The organism is Cupriavidus pauculus, assembly GCF_002858765.1.
In the GTDB taxonomy this organism is placed as follows: domain Bacteria; phylum Pseudomonadota; class Gammaproteobacteria; order Burkholderiales; family Burkholderiaceae; genus Cupriavidus; species Cupriavidus pauculus_B.
Window position 1 is genome coordinate 286,441 of record NZ_PJRP01000004.1, and the last position, 17,878, is coordinate 304,318.

Here is a 17,878-nt window from a genome sequence, read left to right on the forward strand (position 1 = left end):
CAATAATGGGAGCGCCGGCGTTAGGGTACACCGGCGCAGCCCGCTAATCTCTATGCCTTTATGCGATCGTGAACTCGAACTCGCCGATGTTCTCGATCCATTGCTTGACGACATCGCCCGACTTCAGAAAGTCGCTGTTCGGCATGCCAACACCGGCCGGCGTACCCGTCAGGACAACGTCGCCAGGGAGGAGCGTCACGCGCGAGGACAGATGGGAGATCTGGTCGGCAATGTCGAACAGCATCTGGTTGGTGTTGGAATCCTGCTTAAGCTTGCCGTTGACCCACAGTTTCATGCTCAGGTTCATCGGGTCGCCGATGAATTGCGCAGGCGTGATTGCAGGACCCATTGGGCAGGAACCGTCGAATGACTTCTGGCCGATCCAGTCATAGCGAAAGGGCGAGGTCTCTTCCACTTCAGGCCGGGAGATGTGGTCTCGAGCGGACAGGTCGTTGGCAACGGTATAGCCAGCTACATAATCAAGTGCTTTGTCCCGCGGCACATCCTTTGCGGGCTTTCCGATGACGACCGCCAGTTCCACCTCCCAGTCGAGCATCGTCGACCCGCCGGGCAGCGCCACCTTGGTGCCGGGACCCACCACGCTCGAGCCGGTCGCCTTGAGCGAGTGCCATGGCTTCTCACCGCTGCCCTTCGGATCGGCGTTGATATCGAGCTTGAGGCGCTCCCTCATTTCCTCTACATGGTCCTTGTAGTTCGCGCCGGCGAAATAGATGTTCCGCGGCGCCGGAAGCGGCGCAACCAGTTCGGCATTCTTCACGTCGTCTCGCTCGGCCAGTTTGGAGCCAAGCGTCGCGAGTTTTGCGGAAGCGTTTGGCCAGTCTGCGAGCACTTCGAGCATGTCGTTGTAGGCGCCGGACTGGTAAATCTTGCCGTTGGTCATCGTGCCGGTGCGCACACCCTCGGGCACCTTGAAGGTAACGAGCTGGATCATTTAGTCTGCCTTTCCGAAGATATTGAGTTCAGGGAGCGCGTTGAGGTCGACTTTTTCGTCGTCGGAGAAGCGGTCCCCAAAATCGAAGAAGTCGTCATGCTGGAACCCGTTCGGGTAGTACTGAATCTCCCACCAGTTATGGTCGAGGTCTTCCAGGTAGAACGAGTACACGCTGTGCTGCTCATTCGGTTCCAGCACCTGGCGGATTTTGTATTGGTCCTTGTACTTGAGCGCCGCCTGGTAGGCATCGTCCACACTTTCGCGTGACTTGACGTCCAGCCCCCAGTGGTTAAGCACATTGCAAGGGTGGACCGCGTCGCCGACTTCCACGCACACGATGTGGAAGCGCATACCCAGGCGAACCGACATTGACGGTTTGGCGTGGCGGCGGCACTCCAGGCCGAGGAACTCCTCGTAGAACTTACGGGACGCCTTCAGGCTGTAGCACTCCAGAGTGCCATGTCCAAGGCAGAAGGGCTTCACGAGCGAATTGCGCTCTGGGACAGGCGCGGTGAAGTCCGTGGGAATGGCATCTTCGATGTTGATTTCCATCGTGTTGTCTCCTCAGTATTGCCGGTCAGCTCAAGCCGCGGCCCTCTGCCGGTCTGCTTCGTTGATAAAAGAATCGGCGTAGAACTCGTCTTCTGGAAGGCCACATCGCGCCGTAAAGTCGCGGCGGGCGGATTCGACGACGACCGGCGCGCCGCAGGCATACACCTGATAGGCGGACATGTCGGGGAAGTCCTTCATGACCGCCTCGTGCACGAATCCGCTGCGACCAGTCCAGTTGCATTCGGGGGTCGCGTCACTCACGACCGGAATGAACTTGATGTGGTCGTGTTCTGCAACCAATTTTTCGACAAGCGAAGCCATGTAGATGCATGCACGCGTGCGGCCGCCCCAGTAAAGGGTGATGGGACGCGTGTTTCCGCACGCGATGCTGTAGTCGATGATGGACTTGATCGGTGCGTAGCCCGTGCCTGAAGCAAGCATGATCATCGGCTTGTCGCTGCTCGCTCGCCAGTAGAAGGACCCGAGCGGCATTTCCAGCATCATTGTTTCGCGCAGCTTCATCGCGTTGAACACGTGTTCCGTGAAGCGGCCACCGGGAACGAGGCGGACATGCAGGTCGAACTGCCTTACACCTTCGCTGGCGGGGGCGGTTGCGATTGAGTAGCTGCGGCGTGTGCCGTCTTTGAGCACGAAGTCAACGTATTGGCCCGCCTTGAAGACGGTGGGCTCGTTGGGCGGCAGGCCGATGGTGATCAGCATGACGTCTGGCGCTACCCTTTCGAGATGCAGTACGCGGCACGGCAAACGGCGCACCGGGAAGGCTTCCGCGGGGTCCAACTCACGGACTTCGATGCTGCAGTCGCCGATGGCTTTGGCCGAGCACAGCAACGCCTTGCCGGCGCGCTTGTCGTCGTCGCTCAGATAGGTCGGGTGGACATTGCCGAAATCAACCTTGCCTTGCTTGACGGTGCCGCGGCAGGTATTGCAGACACCAGAACGGCAGCTGTAAGGCATGAGGAGGCCGGCAGCCAGGCCGGCCTTCAGGATAGTCTCGCCGTCGTCGCACTGGAACTGGTTGCCACTGGGCAGCAGGGTGATCGTGTGCCTGGTCATTACGAAACCCCCCAAGCCATTGCGAGCGGGGGATTAGGTGATGCCGTAACACGCGCTGACGGCCGCGGGTGAGATATCTTCATTGCGTCTCCTCCTTCTTCGGGAATGTGAAAGGAGGTTAGGGCGCGACCTGCGGTGCGTCCATGCGGTAGCGTCAATATCAACTATTGGCGCAATGAATGTCAGGGGAAGAAGTAGTAAGGGACGAGGAAGATATCGCCTGAATCAGGCCGCTCGCGTGTGAAATGTGCTCTGCAAGCGTCGGCAGGGCATTGAGCGTGCCAATGTTGCCCGCTGTGTTAGGCAGGAAACATGTTCTTGAACTGCGCGCGCAGCCACTGATTGGCAGGGTCGTGGTGATAGCGTGCGTGCCAGTACTGGAATATCTCGATATCCGGAATATCGAATGGCAGGTCGAAGACCTGGACCGCAGCCGTTTCGCAGAACGCCTGCGCCAGCACAGACGGTACGGTCATGATCAGGTCGGTGCTGGAAATGATCTTCGGGATGCCGAGCGAATTCGCTACGCGCAAGGCGACGCGACGCCGCACGCCGTGTTTCATGAATGCTTCCGCAAGGAGCGCTTCCAGCGCGGCGTGGTTGCCGAGGGCAGGCACGTAGGAGATGTGCGAGGCGTTCAGGTAGGCGGGCAGGGTCAGGGTCCCGTCAATATCGGGATGCTCCTTACGCGCAACGGCGACGTAATGACCTGTCGTCACGCGCTGGCGGAAAAAATTCGGCCCGAAATCTGAAAAATAGCCGATGACAAGGTCCACGTCGCCATTGGGCATCGCCGCCTGCGCCTGCTGCGATGTCATTTCGATAGCCTCGAGGTCTACCCCGGGCGCGATTTCGGCGAAGCGGGTGACGAGCTTTGGTAAAAAGACGCGTTGTCCCATTTCGTTCATGCAGATGGAAAAACGCCGACATGAGGCCATCGGGTCGAAGTGGCGCTTGTCCTCGATCGCCCGGCGGAGTTGTCCCAGCGCCTCCTGGACTTGTTCCGCCATTTGCAAGGCCAGCGGCGTCGGCCTCATGGCACCGTCAGACCGCACGAACAGCGGGTCGCCAAAAAATTTCCGCAGGCGGGCGAGCGCGTTACTCGTGGAGGGCTGGGTCAGCCCCATCTCCTCTGCGGTCCTGGACACGCTGCCGACGCGCAGCATCGCATCAAAAACCAGCAGGAGATTCAGGTCCAGTGAGTAGAGCTTGTTCATCGTCGCGTGGGGATAGGCGAATTGATTGTATCAATAGTAGGGCGCTGCCAGCAGAACAGGACGAGCCACGGAAGCGTCGCTCAAAACTCCAGAATCGTGGGGGCCCACTGCGCCTCCCGGGAGACCTATCAGTGCTCCAAGCGCTCCCGCAGGAACTCGATAAAGCGCTGCGTCTTCGCCGGCAACAGGCGCGTCTCGGTGATGGCATAGACGGGGATGGGCGTGGCCTGCCACTGTGGCAGCACTCGACGCAGTAGCCCATTGGCCACATCGTCACCTATGATTGTTTCCGCCAATACGGCGATGCCCAGGTCGAGCGTCGCCAGGCGGCGGATCATGCCGACACTGTTGAGCAAAAACCGGCCGCCGACTGCGACATCAACCGTTTTCGTCGCGTCATTCAGAGTCCATGTGTTGGCCTCCGTCGTGCGGAGCCGCAGACACTCATGCCGTACGAGGTCGGCCGGCTGGCTTGGTTCGCCGAAGCGTTCGATATATTGCGGCGAAGCGTAAAGATAGCGGGGCAGGCTGGCAAGGCGGCGCGCGATCAGGTTCGAACTTGGTGGTTCTCCCATGCGGATCGCGACATCGAACGGCTCGGTGACCAGATCGACGCGCCGTGGCGTGAGGTCGAATTCGAAGCTGATGCCGGGATAGAGGTTCGCGAATTCCGCGATCAGCGGCGCCAGGAAGATATTGGCGAGATCCACCGGTAGCGAGGCGTGCAGCACGCCGCTGGGCTGAGCCAGCAACTCGCCGAGTTGCTCGTGCGCAAGCCGTGCCTCGTCGACGATACGATTGCAGCGATCGAAATAGAGCTGGCCGGCCTCGGTTAGCTCAATCTTGCGCGTGGTGCGATGCAGCAGGCGCAGCCCGATCGCCTTCTCCAGGGAGCTGATGCGGCGCGACAGCGTCGAGTTCGGCATGCCGATTGCCTCCGCCGCTCGGCGAAAGCTCCGGGCCTTGACGACTTCCACGAACAAGGCCATGTCGTTCAACAGTTCCATCTTGATTGCTCCATGGGCGGATCAATCAATTCAATTTTGCCATATTTATCCCGAGAGCGGTTTGCAGGATGATCTCTACATCAACCAACACTTCGGAGCTCAGTACAAGGACAGCAAAGCAGAACCAGCCTACTTATCCCGTTCGCATCGGCCACCAATCCCTGCCCAACCGCCGGGACATAGCCCCGACCGTTTTGCCTTCGAAAGTCCGCAGTCGCACGGACGTGATCACCAACGGTAGAAGTTGAACGTGCTATGCCGGTCGCATGCGAGCTGATCGATTTGCTATCGCGACCCGCTGGCAGACTTAGTTTGGCCGTGAGCAAGCGTACGGCGTCTTCCGCAGCAAGAGAAAACTTTATGAATAGCCCGTCGATTCAAAGCATGAAACGCGCAACTGGGTACGGCTCAGTACACGATGTTCCCCAACTGGCAGCAGGCTTTACGGATGTCTTCGAAAGCTATCTGGTGCCGGCTGGCGGTCTTACCCTGCATGCCGTCGTCGGCGGCCGGGGCGCGCCGCTGCTATTGCTCGGCGGGTGGCCGCAGAACTGGTTCGCATGGCGGTACTTGATGCTCCCGCTGGCGCGATCCTATACGGTTATTGCCGTCGATCCCCGAGGCGTGGGACTCTCGGACAAGCCGGCTACCGGTTACGACTCCAAGACGCTCGCCGCCGACATGTTCGCGCTGATGGATGCGCTAGGTTTTGAGCGTTTTGCTATGGTCGGCCACGACATCGGAATGTGGACTGGCTTCGCGATGGCGTACGACCAACGTGGTCGGATCGACCGTATCGCGCTCGGTGAAGCGCTTGTTCCCGGCGTGTCGGACTCGCCACCACTTCTCTCCGACGAACGTTGGTTGAGCGATTTCCTTTGGCACTTCAACTTCAATCGTGCGCGCGAGGTCAATGAGCGCCTTGTCGAGGGACGCGAGTCGATCTATTTCGGCCACCAGTTTGCGACGAAGGCCGGCTCTCCCGACGCTGTTCCGGCCTACGCGAGAGAGTTCTACATCGAGCAACTCAGGCGCGATCCAAACGCACTGCGCGCGAGCTTCGACTATTACCGGGCGATAGACGAATCGATCCCTCAGAATCGCGAACGCGCGCGCAGTGCGAAGCTAACGCTGCCAGTGCTGGCGTTTGCCGGCGAACTGGCCTGTGGTGGCAGCGTGGAAGCGGAACTGAGGACGGTGGCGAACAACGTGCAGTCGGTGATCATCGCGGGCAGTGGCCATTATCCGGCGGAAGAGAAAGCGGCGGCCACGCTTGAGGCGCTCCAGGCGTTCCTAGCGCCTTACGCGGGTGCGGCCAAGGATGCGAAGATCATCTGAGGCTCCAGTCGAGGAATCCTTTTGCAGCCCCCTCAGCTCGGTCAACCGGGGTGCGTGCGCCGGCCCTAGCCCACAGCGCGCACCAGTGGACCGCCTATGCGCCGGTGCCGGCCGAGATGGTCACGCGCACGCCGGCTGGCACGGTCAAGGCGGGGACGCCGCTGATCCAGCTTCGCCAGCCCGAACTCGCCAGCGAGACCATCGTCGCCCGTGCCAGCGTGGCGGGCAAAACGCGCGGCTTACCGGGCTGCGGGACTTGCGCCGAGGCATCGAGCAGCAGGCCGCCACGCTGGAAGCCCTGCAGAAAAGCCTGCCACGCGTGCGTGCCGTCCAGGCGGAAGAACGCCGCCTGTTGCTGGTGGCGTCCCTCGACTGAGCCTGTGTCGATGTGCCGGACGACGTACGCGAGGGCACGTGGGTGGGACAGCAGCAGGTGCTCGGCCGGCTGGTCAACCCGTCGCACTGCAGGTGGATGCCTACGTGGGCGAGGCCGACATCCAGTACCTGCGCCTTGGCGCACGCGCCTGCCTCTACGCCGAGACCCATCCGTATCGCTACTGCGGAGTGATTCGCGCGATTTCCCCATCGCGCAGTGCGCACATCCCGTCTCCCCAGCTCACCACGCCGCACGGCTGACCGGAGGCGGCGCTCTATCTGGTGCAGATCGACTTGTCCGGTCCATTGCCGTCGCTGTCCGAACTGCGCGGGCGCGTCCACTTTGCCGGAGAGTCGCGCAGCCGGCTTGGCGACTGGCTGCGAAACGTGCTGAGTGTCGGCATTCGCGAGGTGGGGTTTTAGCCAAGCAGCCCCGATCTACGGAATAGTGCGTGTCGATGCGGATGGCCGCCATCAGTTCCAATTTGGCCGGTCAGGATCCGGCCTCGGATGGCCGATCTTGACTCGTCGGGGCTTGGCGACAAACTGGGCCCCGGCGTCTTGATAATCCCTTGAAACGTCCACTGCCACTTTCTCGAGCTTGAAGTAAAGGAAGCAGACGTTCCGGGAGTGCAACATGCGGGCGCTTTCGCCGTATCAAAAGCTTATTGCGTTCCTCATGAACCTGTCGTGCGCTGCCAGGGTGCAGTGTCCAGCAGCATCTCCTGATACAGATGGAGCGGAAAACGCAGCGTGCCCCGGAAGTTGATATGTCCGAAATGCGCGGGCCCCATTCTCCGTAGCCAGTCATCGTCGATCTTCTGCCCCTTCTGGCGCCAGGCGTCCACTGTCACCTGCATGCGCTGCGTGTTCCATGCAATCACCAGATTGGTGAGCAAGGTCAGTGAGCCCGAGATCGCGATCATCTCGTCACGCCGACGGCCCCGCTCTGGCGCGATCTTGCCGGTGTAGACCGCACGCTGGAGCTGATGGACTGACTCCCCGCGATTGAGCAGCGTATGCAACTCCCGCCGGAATTCAGGATTGCCAAAATAGTCGCATAGGAACAGCGTTCGCAGCAGCTTGCCGAGCTGATCAGCGGCACGATAGACGGCATCACCCTGCGCGGCGCTGCCGAAGCGCTGGAGGGCGACCACGGCGCTGACGCGTCCGGACTTGATAGATGCCACTAGCCGCAGCAGGCCATCCCAGCCATCACGAATAGCCTTGAGAGAGATTTCATTGGCGACGACCGATGTCAGCTTGTCGGGGGCGGCCAATCCCCGGGGCAGGTAGAGCTTGCGCTCCGCCAGGTTGCGCAGACGCGGACACAGATCGAATCCAAGCAGCTTCGCAACCGCCATGCCGACGCTCGTATATCCATGCGTGTCGACGGAAAGCCGGAGCAAGCCGCCATCATCGCGGGTGTCATTGTGGCGTACGACGCCTTCGATCGCGACGCCAGCTTGCCGCTCGTTGAGCACGATCGGCTGGTTGTACACGATTCCGTGCTGGTCCAGCACGTGCGTATAGATCCCGACAGCATGGGTGCGCCGCCGGGGATCAGCTCGGGCATAGAACAGGTGGGGTGAGGTGTCGAGGCTCATAGAGTCACTCGATGCTCGTTGCCCGTCTCCCCAGAGCTCGGTGATCGCGTGAGTCCGCTGGAACTCAATCACCCGATCATTGGCACGCGCCAGCCGGCCTGGCATCTCCAGCGCGCGCATCTGTGTCGAAATATGCGCCGCGTCCAGTTGGGGAATCATCGCTGCGACACCCTTGGCATCGATCTCGGTGCCGTGTGCGATCAGCGCGCCGTACAGCGCCACGAGTTCGTTCGCGTCACGCGCTCTTCGGGCGAGGAGGACCGCGCTGAAGCCGGTGTGGGCGTCCATCTCCATGATCAGATCTGCGAACTGGGCCGTACCGATGGCCTTGAACAGCGTGTCGCGTGTCTTGCGAGGTAGATCGTCCGTCGGCAGCGCCTCCAACGCCGACAGGTGCAGCGCCCCGTCTGAGCCGATCGTGACCCGGCAGGCCTCGCGCGCTTCATCCAAGGCCGCAAGACTCACCTTGAGGTGCTCGATCAGGTTGTTGACAAACGCATTGGCCGTCGATGGCAAGGCCAGCGACGACAGATGTCGGTCGCGTTCGTTTTCCCATTGCCCAGATGGAATCAGGAGTTGATCCCGTTCCCGGAAGGATAGACTGTGATGGATCCACACGGAGCCACGCCGCAGGCCTTTGCGCAGGCCGGTGAGCGCGGAGGCGTCCAATGCACGCAGCGCACGCTTGCGATCGTCATTTTCGATAAGGTCACGCCAACTGGCGCTGGCTGGCACCTCACAGCCGCGGGGTAGCTCACTCGCACCGCTATCGCGCAATTTGCCAATGAGCGCCAATTGGCGCAGGCTCGGCTCTGCTTCCTGGCCAGCAAAATCCAGCTCCCGCAGCGATGTGAGTAGAGCTCGGATCCGTTGATTGTCCTCAGTCAGTGTCTCGCGCACACTGGCTGCATGGCTCATGGCGGGCTTGCCAGATAAATCCTCCAGCAGCTTGCCGATCTCCGAGAGCCGCTCCTCGGCCGAGCGTTCGGGGTCGCCGACGAGCATCTTGATCGCTAGCAGGCGATCGCGGTAATCGGCGGCAGAGCGGGCCTGCTTGGTCGTGGTTTTTTCGTAGGCCCGTCGAACCAGATCGGAGACCCGGCGCCCAGTCTGGTAAAGCAGGGAGTCCGTCAATTCCAGCAAGGTCACTCGGAGGAAGAAAGTCAGCTCCAGCGTGCGCGTCGGCGCCTTCAGTTCTCTGATCTTGACGGGGCGGCGCGTCTCAATGCGCTTGGCCCAGGCCCGCTGCTTCTCCATAGGCACCGCGTCTAATTGCCAGGTATGCGCACCGAGTTCCTTCAGAAATCGTATCTTCTCGAGCGTTTCAGTAATGGTCGTCGGACTGTGACGGGCCGGCGGGGTCTTCAGCCACTCAAGAACGGTCACTTCCGAAGTACCGTGTCGCGTCGACAGAACCGCGTCCGCGCGTGCAAGCTGAGATTCCGGGATGACGGCCTCGATCATAGCTACCACAGCTCGCTCGATTTCCGCCCAGATCGAGCGGCCGAGATCGCGCAGCGCCCGCTCGGCCGGGATGAGGATCCGCCGCTCGTATAGCCAGGAGCGCGCGTGCTGTAGCAGGTCCTCGGGCGTCAGCGATTCCTTCGCATCCTGGCGCATCCACGCCCCAAGCCCTGCCCAATGGTCTGGCCCAATCCGTGTTAGCCCGAGATAATCGCAGGCCCAGACTTGGTGGTCATAGAGCGTCTTGTAGCGGTGATACATGGTCCGAAGCGACGCGATGGTTGGCGTCGGCAGCCCAAGGCGCTCACCGATGTAACGCAGCAACTGACGCGGCAGGGTGCCGACGTGATCCAGCGTATGGCCGCTCGCCCGAAGAAAGACCAGCTGGATTGCCGCGCCGGCGCGCCGGTCTCGTCGAAACCGCTCATTCACCTCCACCATGTCGCGGTCGGCGAGCGCAAAGTATCGCTCCACTTCGAACTCCGACATCCGGGCGGGCAAGCGATCGATTCCCACATAGCCAAATTCCATGCCTGGCATTTCCCTACCTCCTTGCGGCGGCGCGATGCGCGGGCAGCTATGTTACCGCGGGATCTCTCAGAGTCTGCCGACAATCGTCGGAGTCAACCGGCAAGCCTTGCCAGTAAAGGCTTTCAGGGATAGCGCCAGATTTAGCACGGAAAGTACGATGTACGATTACCCCCAGATGGCCCGCCTCGAGCTAACGTACGAGCACCTTCTGGCGATAGGATGTTTTGACGCGCTTGACGTCGCCGGCGACACTGCCTCAGGCGTGATCCGTTTCCGCGACGCCAATGGCCACGCCTGGACCGGCCTTGGCGATTTGCCGAATTGGCTGCAGCGCGCCGTCAATGCAGGACAGTCGATCGAGCACTTCCGCGTCCGGCGAAAGGCATAGCTTGAGCCGAAGGCCGGTCCCGACCAAGGCCGTGTGGAACCGTCTCCCCTCGCACACAAGCGCCTAGCTGGAGCGGCCTAGGGAAACCCCGATTTGCCTACAAATTTGCCTACAGAATTAATGAGATGTTGTAGGCACACAGGGGCTTGCAGCCAGCAGAAATTCTACAGCAGCCGAGCACGAGCGATACTTGACCAAGCCGTTAAAAGTGCTAACTTCGCAAAAATGCCCGACCGATGGTGGAGGTAAAAAAATGTCTCGGATGCGCTTTTTGCTGCTCCTTGCACTCTGCGTTTTATCCTCGCTCAGTTATGGTTGGGAAGTGAAGACGAAAACGGACTCTATGACCGATGAAGTGCGACGGTCTGCCGTGACACGTAATGCACAAGGCTTCGAACTTTCGTTCTATCGCATCAGTCCCGACGGCGCCGTGTGGGCAAATTTCTCGCTGCCGGACAATTCTGATGTCCTCGGCACCCAGTCCCCGATGTACCGAATTGACCAATTGAAGCCGGTTGACTTGAATGTGGGCCGGAACTCAAAAATCGCCGGGCTTCCCGATATGGTGAGGCGCGAACCGAAGTGGATCAATTTCTTGGTGTGGCATGGTAAGGGCCAACTGCTGACCGGAACGCTGCGAGACTTTATGGATGGGAAGAGCGTGACATTCCGCTATTACCTAGCTACAGGTGGCAGCAAGGAGACGACATTCGATTTGCGAGGTGGAAAGGAGGCCATTGCGCAGGCCGTTGGCGTGGAGGCAAATCCGGACCCTGCCGCCGTTGACCAGGAAAAGGCTCGCAAGGCCGCCATGAACGAGGCGATGGAAAAGTGCAGCCATGAGTTTAATGGTTCCGACAGACAGACAATTCTGAATCGCATGAACTGCATGCAGCAGGCAGCGAAGGCAGCAGCAGAAGCTGAGAAGGCGGCGCGGTAGTCCGACGTATCTGGAATAAATATTCCTTGCCATAGTGCTTGCTGCGGTCACAAGTGCACCGAGCGTTTGCGCCCAACGCTGCTATATCGATGTCGGGTTCCATGTACGTACCTCCTATGGAACGCAATTCATCCGCCACCACCTATTCGGAGTATTCGATTTCTTCACACGAATGACGGCAAGGGGTGCTAGCCGAAAAGGCCCTGGATTTTTGCGCCCAATCTCACTGCGCTGAAACGGCTAGCCGACGTATCCAAGCGTCCACATAAGTCGTGAATCGTCAATCACATAGAGGACTCGTTCAGTTAAATGAGCGTGTGGATTTGATCTGCCGCAAATAGCGGCGAGACTCACCGCTCAAAATAGTGCCTGTCGCGGACGGCAATCGTGTCGTCGCGTAAGTCTTAAAGTAGGCAACGACGTACCATGAAAGCCCCAGCAACTACCCTTATGCTTGCCGCAGCCATTCTGGCCGGCTGTGCCGGTTCGCCGGCACGTATTTCGATGATGGATGAGGCCGAGCTTGCTCAGCAATCAAGCGACAATCTTTGCTTGGCGTACAACTTCGGCAGTAACAAAGAACGAGTTATGACCGAGCTACAGAGACGCAACGCTCTCAACGTTCGTGACCTCGATAACGTCGCCGGCAGAACCGTCCAAATCGGGATGTCCCGGACGGGACTCTATTGCTCTTGGGGTCGTCCTGCCCGGATCAACAGCACAACAACGCGCTACGGTACTCGCGAGCAGTGGGTATATGAGCGTTCAAGCGCCTCCCGGCAATACGTGTACGTGGAAAATGGCGTGGTGTCTGCATATCAGAACTAGTGGGAAAAGCGTTCCCCAGGCCGGCGAGTGACGAACTGCATTTGCGTATTGCCGTGCCGCTTCGTGTCCCACTTGCCGTAGCAGCACCCTTTCTTTAGAGAAAGGGGTGCTACGCTACGACGCAAATATGGGGTACGTAGCAGCCTCGTAGCAGGTGCTACGCAGCAGCCAAGATCGGTTTGCAATAAGGCGCTCCAGGTGCTACGCAAGGCGTGGGCGTAGCACCCCTCGTGCCAGACTGAAGGACGTGGCGGCGCGGTGCGCGGGCAACTATGGTACCGCGGGATCTCTCAGAGTCTGCCGACGGTCGCCGGGGTGGACCGGCAATCCTTGCCAGTAAAGGCTTTCAGGGAAAGCGCCAGATTTAGCACGAAAAGTACGATTACCCCTTACCGAAATCACCCTCGCTGAATTGATTCACGGCATTCTTTGGGAGCTTTCCTTCTACGGAACGCCAGAAGAGAGCGCAGCCATAGCCCATAATCTGCGGGAAATGAAAGACAGCCTAGACGACACCGACACGCTCAAGCAAGCCTAGTCCCTCAACCGCATCGCCTGGTCTGATCGCGGCTACGGGGAGTGTGCGCACGGATGTCGATGTCGAGCGCCGACGGGAGCGAACGCGCGGGTACGGCACTCACGACGCAGCGTTCAGCGTCGGGCAGCATCATCCAAATATGAGGACGCCGCAGCGGCTTCGGCTACGCTTGGGTAGTGTCGGTGTTGGATCGTGAGACTGGCCGGCTGCCTCGCCCCTAAATCACCCGGCCGAGAGCGATGCGTGCCACATCAGCGATGGCACGCCGGCCCGCCAGTCGAAACACACGGTACATGCAGCTATAAACTGCGAGAAAGCGCTTTGCCCTTATTTCCCGTGGCACTTCTTGAACTTCTTGCCGCTGCCGCAAGGGCACGGGTCGTTGCGGCCGGGCTGGTCGCCCTTCACCACGGCCTCCACGCGCGGGCCCAGGCTCCTCCAGATCTGGCGCAGGTCGTAGACAGCCCAGATCGCCTCGCCGAAGGTTTCCAAGCGCGCCCGGCTGGTGCTGGGCGGGCCATCCTCGCTGTACATACAGACCTCGGGCTGGCCGGTGTCGTCCTCTGTCAGGGCGACGATGCTATCGAGCGCGTCGTCCAGCCACTGGGCGGCCTCCTTGTCGCGCGGGGCGGCCCATTCCTCGGGCCAGTTCTCCACCGCGAACATGAAGCCCAGCGCCCACACCTGGGCAAATGACGGGATTTCCCGCCCGTCCATCTCGGCGCGCTCTTCCTGGGGCAGGCTCAAGATGGCGCCGCGCATGTCCATGGCCTCGGGATAGAAGGCGCGTTCGTCCTCCAGCGTCTCCACGGGCTGGTCGAGCTGGTACTCCACTTCGTTCCATCGGCGCTGCCACAACTCCATGAAGCGGGTCTGCTGGGCCGGGTCATGGAACGCGGGCAGCAACGGCAGCGGGCTGCCCTCGGCCACGTCGAGCGCCTCGCCGTCGCCCAGTAGCATGGGCAGGTAGTCGGCAGCGGGGATGCGGCGGCGCGTGCAGACCAGGGCCGTGAGAAAGCCGTCGCAGAACTCCCATTGCGGGATTTCCTCGACGCGCTGGCGCAGGTCGTCCAGCAGATCGTCAAGCTCCTGGAGTTCGTCGGGCGTCAGGGCGGCGGCTTCGGTCATAGTGCAGGTTCTCGTGGTGCGGGGTGGGGATGCGCTGAATCACATCGCCGCGAAGTATAGCGCCGCAATAGCGCCACGTCTTTGCAGAAGTGCGTCGCACGACTTGCAAGACCATGACGTTTCGGTACCGCGCGCCAAGCCGGGAGCATCCCCGCAAGCCGTTCGCCGGAGCGGCGGCCACTTGAATCCACGGCCGAACCCCGACGTCCGATCGAAACAACCCACCGGCGCCGCAGCGCGGTCACTACCGAAAAACCTCCCCCACTGACGACTATCTGTCCGTCGCCGCATCGCAAGAGGCGGTCCCAGCCCGTGGACGGCGGGGCAGTCGATCCGTCTGGCGACCCTGCTCGACACCATCGCCGCGTCACCAGCCGCCGGCTGAGGTCGCCACCCCTGTGTCGCGCATCTGCGCGGTATCCCGGCATGCCTGCGACCGAATCGGAGTGCCGGTGCTCGTCGAGGTGGCTCAGGGTCTGGTGAACGCGTAGCCGTCCAGGGTTGCTCCGCCGAAGTAGGTGCCGGGGAACTCGCCGAACTCCGTGAAGCACTCGCCGTTGACCGGATCGAGGATCAGCAGCCCCTCGCCCTGGATGCCAGCGATCACGACGAAGTGGGTCCCACCGCTGAGCCAGGTGATCGAGGCGACAACAGGTCGCCCGGCGTCGATTTCGGCTCTGAGGTCGGCGAGAGTCAGATCCGGTCCGTGATAGCTGGCGTAGTTGCCGACCTTCTTCAACGCGTCGGTCACCCCGCCGGACTTCAGATAGCGGGTGTCGATTCCCAGGAGGGGGTCGTCGAGCACGTAGCGGGCGCCGATGGCGTAGGGGTTGGCGTAGCGAGCGGCCAGGCCAGGATTCTGGATCAGTGCCTGCGCCGACGGGCAGGCACTGGTGTTCGTCGGGAACCCGTTGATCTCCTGTCCGATCTTCGTCATCACCTCGCATTGCTTCCAGGTGCTTGCTGGGTCGTAGAAGTGGTCGACGGTGGCGCCGCAGGCGATCCAGCACCACTGGCCACTCTGCTGGTACTGCAACCGCACCCCGAGACGGTTGGTCACGTCCGGTACGTACGTCTGCACCTCGATCGGCTTGGTGTCGAGGACGGTGATGTCGGTGACGACGTTCAGCGGCGAGTTCCAGCCCACGTTGACGACGAAGGTGACGCCGTGGTTGGGGTCGTAGGGTGGTCCGTGGGGGCAGACGTTGTCGGCGGAGATCGTCGCCGCACCGATGAACCGGACCTTGTTGTCGGCGTACTCCGATGCCGTGACGATGACCGTCGAGTCGTGGTCGATGGCGTCCCAGTTGAAGTTGAGGGTCGTGCGGCCCTGGAACTTCCCCCAATACTTGCGGATGGTCAGCGGCATGATCCCGGCCTCAGTACTGGATCTCGATCGGCGCGTCGTCGAGAACGGTGATGTCCGTGACGATGTTCAGCGGCGCCCCCCAGTTGACGTTGACGACGAAGGTGACGCCGTGGTTGGGGTCGTAGGGTGGTCCGTGGGGGCAGACGTTGTCGACGGTGATGGTGGCCGCGCCGATGAAACGGTGCTCGCCGTCGGCGGGCGTCGTCACCTTGTACTCGGCGGCTGTGACGATGACCGTTGAGTCGTGGTTGATGGCGTCCCAGTTGAAATTGAGCGTCGTGCGCCCCTGGAACGGGCCCCAGTACTTTCGGACGGTTTGCGGCATGCCGGCACTCCTGTCGCGTTGGAGAGTCGTAACTTCAGGCGCCTTCTGGGTCGACCTGTGGCGGTCCTGCGGCGGTCTGAGGCGCATGGATATGGCAACCGTGACGTCGCGCAATCCTCGTTTCGGCAGGTCCTCGCGTGTTCCCTGAGGGGGGAGAGGTGTAGTCGCCTATGCGACTGGCCTACAGCAGCCGCGCTGCCGTGTCGTAGAACCCGCGCCAGCCCACGATCTTTCCCTCGCGCAGGGTAAAGATATGGACCCACGGTGACACGTATTCCCTGCCACAGTGTCTTCCACTGCACTTGACCTTGCCTTTGATCTCGCCGATGACAACTAGCCGGTCGCCGCATTCGATGATGTCCTCTGTGGGCCCGAACGCATGGACCTCCTCGTCCTCGCCCATCTGCAGCAGGACATCGCGTATCTCCGCCTTCGTGCGGCGGGGGCCGGCATAGCGAAGCTCGGACTGTGGTCCGACGAACTCCCATTCGACTTCGTCGGCGAACAGCATCAACACGCCTTCCACATTGCCGGCGTTATACGCTTCGTATGAAGCCATGACGATTTCAGCGGGTGTCGGCATGATGTTCCTCCCTTGTCCCGGGCCGTTTGCTAAGTGCCCTGCGTGCAAGTAAAGGCGAGCAGCGCAGGGCTTGCAAGGTATCTCGCACGCGAGTCATGGTGCTAATCAGAACCAAGTTCATGCATAGTGGAAGGATGTAGAGCATGAAAGCCGCGAAGTACAGCATCCTTTGGGCTAACCCAACGCCCGGACCGGACCCGAAAGCCGCTTTTCAGGCGTGGGATCCTCTTCAATCAGGCCCGTCGCGAAACGCTTGACATCATCATGTTTGATGATGCGAAAAGCCCCCGACACGCCTTTAATGACGTCAAGGGGCCAGCCGCTGCACGGAAAGGGCGAGCCCGGTCTCGTTGGGGGGCAGACAGATGCGTGGACTCGACACTCGGGCGGCATATGCAATCGCCAAGGTCCTGCTTCTGACCGAGCGGGTCAAGGCAGAAGGCACGATCTTCGGACTTGTCAGTGTTGCGGCATGCGGCGAAGGGCGGGCGGATTTCGAGGCAGGCATCCACGAGCCGCCAATCATGTTCCGGGATGAGCCGAGTCTGCGCGCCGGTTGGCAGCGCGGACACGATTTGGCGGAGTCAGCGCACGCGCAGCGTCCATTGCGCTGCCGCCACTCCATCTAGTGCGTCTGGGCCAGGTTTGCGATTCACGTCGTCGCGATTCAGACGCCTTAGAAACTCGGCTTGATGCGCCACAGGCTGTGGCGACACTTGCTTTATCCCAATGGCCAGGGGCGCTGCACACCGGATCGCAGGCTTCTGCAGCTGCTCGATATCGCTAACCATACCCGACATAGTGGAACGCTTCGGCGGGCCGGGTGCAGAACGGGATTGAAGCAAGGTCCTGTTGCCCGGTGAGTAAGCCGACTAATTGGTGCCCCGGCCGTATATCTCGGGCGTCGGATTGGGCCATCGCGGTGTACGTTTGGCGCGTCGCACACAATCAGGTTTGGATTTCGAAGGATGTTCTTGGCCGACCTCGGCCGGCTGTTGCGTTGACAGGTCGAATCCGCAGCGCAGAGCGGTCATCGGCGCACGAGCATATGCGGTTGTCTTAGGGCCGAATGCGGCATCGGGCCCGCCTTCGCACCGCTATGCGCGTCGGCTACCGACGCTCATCGGCGTACATATTGTTTGGCTTGCTATCCGGGTACGTGCCAAAGCGGCGGAGGATAGCCATGCGTTTTCTGGCCTTCCACGCCCAACGGATATGCTGAAGCGCCAGCAGTCCAAAGATGGTCGGAAGCGTCCAAAACCACCATTGTTCTGATGGCCATTCGCCAACACCAAAGAACGGCATCACGTAGAACGGCAGGAACGCGAAGGGAAGAACGCACGTCAGTGCCGTCCAGAGATGCCACGCTGGCGAGCCGGTACCGGCGATCCTTCCGGTCTCGTGATCGATCCAGCCTCGCAGCGTATGCCAGTTGTCTGGCTCTTCAAGCAGTGCCGTGACCGTCATGCCATCTCGAAGGCTGACGCGGTCAGCGATACTGACGGCATACTCGCGCTTGCCATTGGCACTAAAATTGAACGATGTCACCTCTCCGCCTCGCGTGGCGGAATAGCTGACATGCGCAAAGTCTTCTAATGTGGCGGTTTTGAGCTGCATTCCTGTTCGTTGGTCTAATGTGTGCATGGCAGCATGCTGTTGCTG

General features: G+C 60.9%; 19 protein-coding genes. 7 read left to right on the forward strand and 12 right to left on the reverse strand.

Features of this window, described 5'->3' with window-relative positions; genetic code table 11:
• Positions 1-58 precede the first annotated feature (58 nt).
• The 5 genes from CYJ10_RS12395 to CYJ10_RS12415 all read right to left on the reverse strand — a co-directional run bounded on the left by CYJ10_RS12395 (position 59) and on the right by CYJ10_RS12415 (position 4,802).
• Positions 59-952 carry a fumarylacetoacetate hydrolase family protein gene (locus CYJ10_RS12395; RefSeq protein ID WP_101681788.1) on the reverse strand — a complete coding sequence of 298 codons (894 nt, stop codon included), beginning with the start codon at positions 950-952 and terminating at the stop codon, positions 59-61.
• Positions 953-1,504 (reverse strand): VOC family protein, encoded by a 552-nt coding sequence (locus CYJ10_RS12400; RefSeq protein ID WP_180862910.1) that lies wholly within the window; start codon positions 1,502-1,504, stop codon positions 953-955.
• 30 nt (positions 1,505-1,534) lie between these two features.
• Positions 1,535-2,578 (reverse strand): CDP-6-deoxy-delta-3,4-glucoseen reductase, encoded by a 1,044-nt coding sequence (locus CYJ10_RS12405; protein ID WP_101681789.1) that lies wholly within the window; start codon positions 2,576-2,578, stop codon positions 1,535-1,537.
• Between the two features lie 299 nt (positions 2,579-2,877).
• Positions 2,878-3,795, reverse strand: coding sequence for a LysR family transcriptional regulator (locus tag CYJ10_RS12410; RefSeq protein WP_101681790.1), 918 nt, complete (start codon positions 3,793-3,795; stop codon positions 2,878-2,880).
• 128 nt (positions 3,796-3,923) lie between these two features.
• Entirely contained in the window at positions 3,924-4,802 is an 879-nt protein-coding gene (locus tag CYJ10_RS12415) for a LysR family transcriptional regulator (RefSeq protein ID WP_101681791.1), read from the reverse strand.
• A 384-nt stretch (positions 4,803-5,186) separates the two neighbouring features.
• On the opposite strand from CYJ10_RS12415, the gene CYJ10_RS12420 reads away from it, so the two are divergent.
• Positions 5,187-6,140 carry an alpha/beta fold hydrolase gene (locus tag CYJ10_RS12420; RefSeq protein WP_257993274.1) on the forward strand — a complete coding sequence of 318 codons (954 nt, stop codon included), beginning with the start codon at positions 5,187-5,189 and terminating at the stop codon, positions 6,138-6,140.
• Positions 6,141-6,234: 94 nt separating this feature from the next.
• Here the strand turns inward: CYJ10_RS12420 and CYJ10_RS12425 are convergent, their stop codons facing one another.
• The gene (locus CYJ10_RS12425) at positions 6,235-6,603 is read right to left on the reverse strand and encodes a hypothetical protein (protein WP_101681793.1); all 369 of its coding nucleotides are present in this window, start codon (positions 6,601-6,603) and stop codon (positions 6,235-6,237) included.
• Between the two features lie 5 nt (positions 6,604-6,608).
• Between CYJ10_RS12425 and CYJ10_RS34110 the strand changes: the two genes are divergently transcribed.
• Positions 6,609-6,776, forward strand: coding sequence for a hypothetical protein (locus tag CYJ10_RS34110; protein WP_180862911.1), 168 nt, complete (start codon positions 6,609-6,611; stop codon positions 6,774-6,776).
• A gap of 33 nt (positions 6,777-6,809) precedes the next feature.
• On the forward strand, positions 6,810-6,938 hold the full coding sequence (locus CYJ10_RS34680) for a hypothetical protein (RefSeq protein ID WP_257993275.1): 129 nt from the start codon (positions 6,810-6,812) through the stop codon (positions 6,936-6,938).
• A 254-nt stretch (positions 6,939-7,192) separates the two neighbouring features.
• Here CYJ10_RS34680 and CYJ10_RS12430 read toward each other — a convergent pair whose 3' ends face one another.
• Complete coding sequence (locus CYJ10_RS12430) at positions 7,193-10,126, reverse strand: Tn3 family transposase (RefSeq protein ID WP_101681794.1); 2,934 nt, start codon at positions 10,124-10,126, stop codon at positions 7,193-7,195.
• 148 nt (positions 10,127-10,274) lie between these two features.
• On the opposite strand from CYJ10_RS12430, the gene CYJ10_RS12435 reads away from it, so the two are divergent.
• The 3 genes from CYJ10_RS12435 to CYJ10_RS33735 all read left to right on the forward strand — a co-directional run bounded on the left by CYJ10_RS12435 (position 10,275) and on the right by CYJ10_RS33735 (position 12,273).
• A complete protein-coding gene (locus CYJ10_RS12435) occupies positions 10,275-10,505 on the forward strand; it encodes an H-NS family nucleoid-associated regulatory protein (protein ID WP_257993277.1) in 231 nt (76 codons plus the stop codon).
• 190 nt (positions 10,506-10,695) lie between these two features.
• Positions 10,696-11,445 carry a hypothetical protein gene (locus CYJ10_RS12440; RefSeq protein WP_146002029.1) on the forward strand — a complete coding sequence of 250 codons (750 nt, stop codon included), beginning with the start codon at positions 10,696-10,698 and terminating at the stop codon, positions 11,443-11,445.
• A gap of 426 nt (positions 11,446-11,871) precedes the next feature.
• Complete coding sequence (locus CYJ10_RS33735) at positions 11,872-12,273, forward strand: hypothetical protein (protein ID WP_146002030.1); 402 nt, start codon at positions 11,872-11,874, stop codon at positions 12,271-12,273.
• Positions 12,274-13,138: 865 nt separating this feature from the next.
• Here CYJ10_RS33735 and CYJ10_RS12445 read toward each other — a convergent pair.
• From CYJ10_RS12445 to CYJ10_RS12460, 4 genes are all read right to left on the reverse strand, one after another.
• Positions 13,139-13,939 (reverse strand): YecA/YgfB family protein, encoded by an 801-nt coding sequence (locus CYJ10_RS12445; RefSeq protein ID WP_101681796.1) that lies wholly within the window; start codon positions 13,937-13,939, stop codon positions 13,139-13,141.
• A gap of 469 nt (positions 13,940-14,408) precedes the next feature.
• Positions 14,409-15,308: a papain-like cysteine protease family protein gene (locus CYJ10_RS12450; protein WP_101681797.1), complete on the reverse strand. Its 900-nt coding sequence runs from the start codon at positions 15,306-15,308 to the stop codon at positions 14,409-14,411.
• A 10-nt stretch (positions 15,309-15,318) separates the two neighbouring features.
• Positions 15,319-15,633 carry a hypothetical protein gene (locus CYJ10_RS12455; RefSeq protein WP_101681798.1) on the reverse strand — a complete coding sequence of 105 codons (315 nt, stop codon included), beginning with the start codon at positions 15,631-15,633 and terminating at the stop codon, positions 15,319-15,321.
• 181 nt (positions 15,634-15,814) lie between these two features.
• Complete coding sequence (locus tag CYJ10_RS12460) at positions 15,815-16,216, reverse strand: nuclear transport factor 2 family protein (protein ID WP_101681799.1); 402 nt, start codon at positions 16,214-16,216, stop codon at positions 15,815-15,817.
• A gap of 365 nt (positions 16,217-16,581) precedes the next feature.
• On the opposite strand from CYJ10_RS12460, the gene CYJ10_RS12465 reads away from it, so the two are divergent.
• Positions 16,582-16,845: a hypothetical protein gene (locus CYJ10_RS12465; protein ID WP_101681800.1), complete on the forward strand. Its 264-nt coding sequence runs from the start codon at positions 16,582-16,584 to the stop codon at positions 16,843-16,845.
• 481 nt (positions 16,846-17,326) lie between these two features.
• Here the strand turns inward: CYJ10_RS12465 and CYJ10_RS12470 are convergent, their stop codons facing one another.
• Positions 17,327-17,833, reverse strand: a complete 507-nt coding sequence (locus CYJ10_RS12470) for a hypothetical protein (protein ID WP_146002031.1) — start codon at positions 17,831-17,833, stop codon at positions 17,327-17,329.
• Between the last annotated feature and the right edge of the window lie 45 nt (positions 17,834-17,878).

Coding starts and splice junctions, on each gene's coding strand:
- CYJ10_RS12395 (WP_101681788.1), bottom strand. CDS start 952: ATGATCCAGCTCGTTACCTTCAAGGTGCCCGAGGGTGTGCGCACCGGC.
- CYJ10_RS12400 (WP_180862910.1), bottom strand. CDS start 1,504: ATGGAAATCAACATCGAAGATGCCATTCCCACGGACTTCACCGCGCCT.
- CYJ10_RS12405 (WP_101681789.1), bottom strand. CDS start 2,578: ATGACCAGGCACACGATCACCCTGCTGCCCAGTGGCAACCAGTTCCAG.
- CYJ10_RS12410 (WP_101681790.1), bottom strand. CDS start 3,795: ATGAACAAGCTCTACTCACTGGACCTGAATCTCCTGCTGGTTTTTGAT.
- CYJ10_RS12415 (WP_101681791.1), bottom strand. CDS start 4,802: ATGGAACTGTTGAACGACATGGCCTTGTTCGTGGAAGTCGTCAAGGCC.
- CYJ10_RS12420 (WP_257993274.1), top strand. CDS start 5,187: ATGAAACGCGCAACTGGGTACGGCTCAGTACACGATGTTCCCCAACTG.
- CYJ10_RS12430 (WP_101681794.1), bottom strand. CDS start 10,126: ATGCCAGGCATGGAATTTGGCTATGTGGGAATCGATCGCTTGCCCGCC.
- CYJ10_RS12435 (WP_257993277.1), top strand. CDS start 10,275: ATGTACGATTACCCCCAGATGGCCCGCCTCGAGCTAACGTACGAGCAC.
- CYJ10_RS33735 (WP_146002030.1), top strand. CDS start 11,872: ATGAAAGCCCCAGCAACTACCCTTATGCTTGCCGCAGCCATTCTGGCC.
- CYJ10_RS12445 (WP_101681796.1), bottom strand. CDS start 13,939: ATGACCGAAGCCGCCGCCCTGACGCCCGACGAACTCCAGGAGCTTGAC.
- CYJ10_RS12450 (WP_101681797.1), bottom strand. CDS start 15,308: ATGCCGCTGACCATCCGCAAGTATTGGGGGAAGTTCCAGGGCCGCACG.
- CYJ10_RS12455 (WP_101681798.1), bottom strand. CDS start 15,633: ATGCCGCAAACCGTCCGAAAGTACTGGGGCCCGTTCCAGGGGCGCACG.
- CYJ10_RS12460 (WP_101681799.1), bottom strand. CDS start 16,216: ATGCCGACACCCGCTGAAATCGTCATGGCTTCATACGAAGCGTATAAC.
- CYJ10_RS12465 (WP_101681800.1), top strand. CDS start 16,582: ATGCGTGGACTCGACACTCGGGCGGCATATGCAATCGCCAAGGTCCTG.
- CYJ10_RS12470 (WP_146002031.1), bottom strand. CDS start 17,833: ATGCAGCTCAAAACCGCCACATTAGAAGACTTTGCGCATGTCAGCTAT.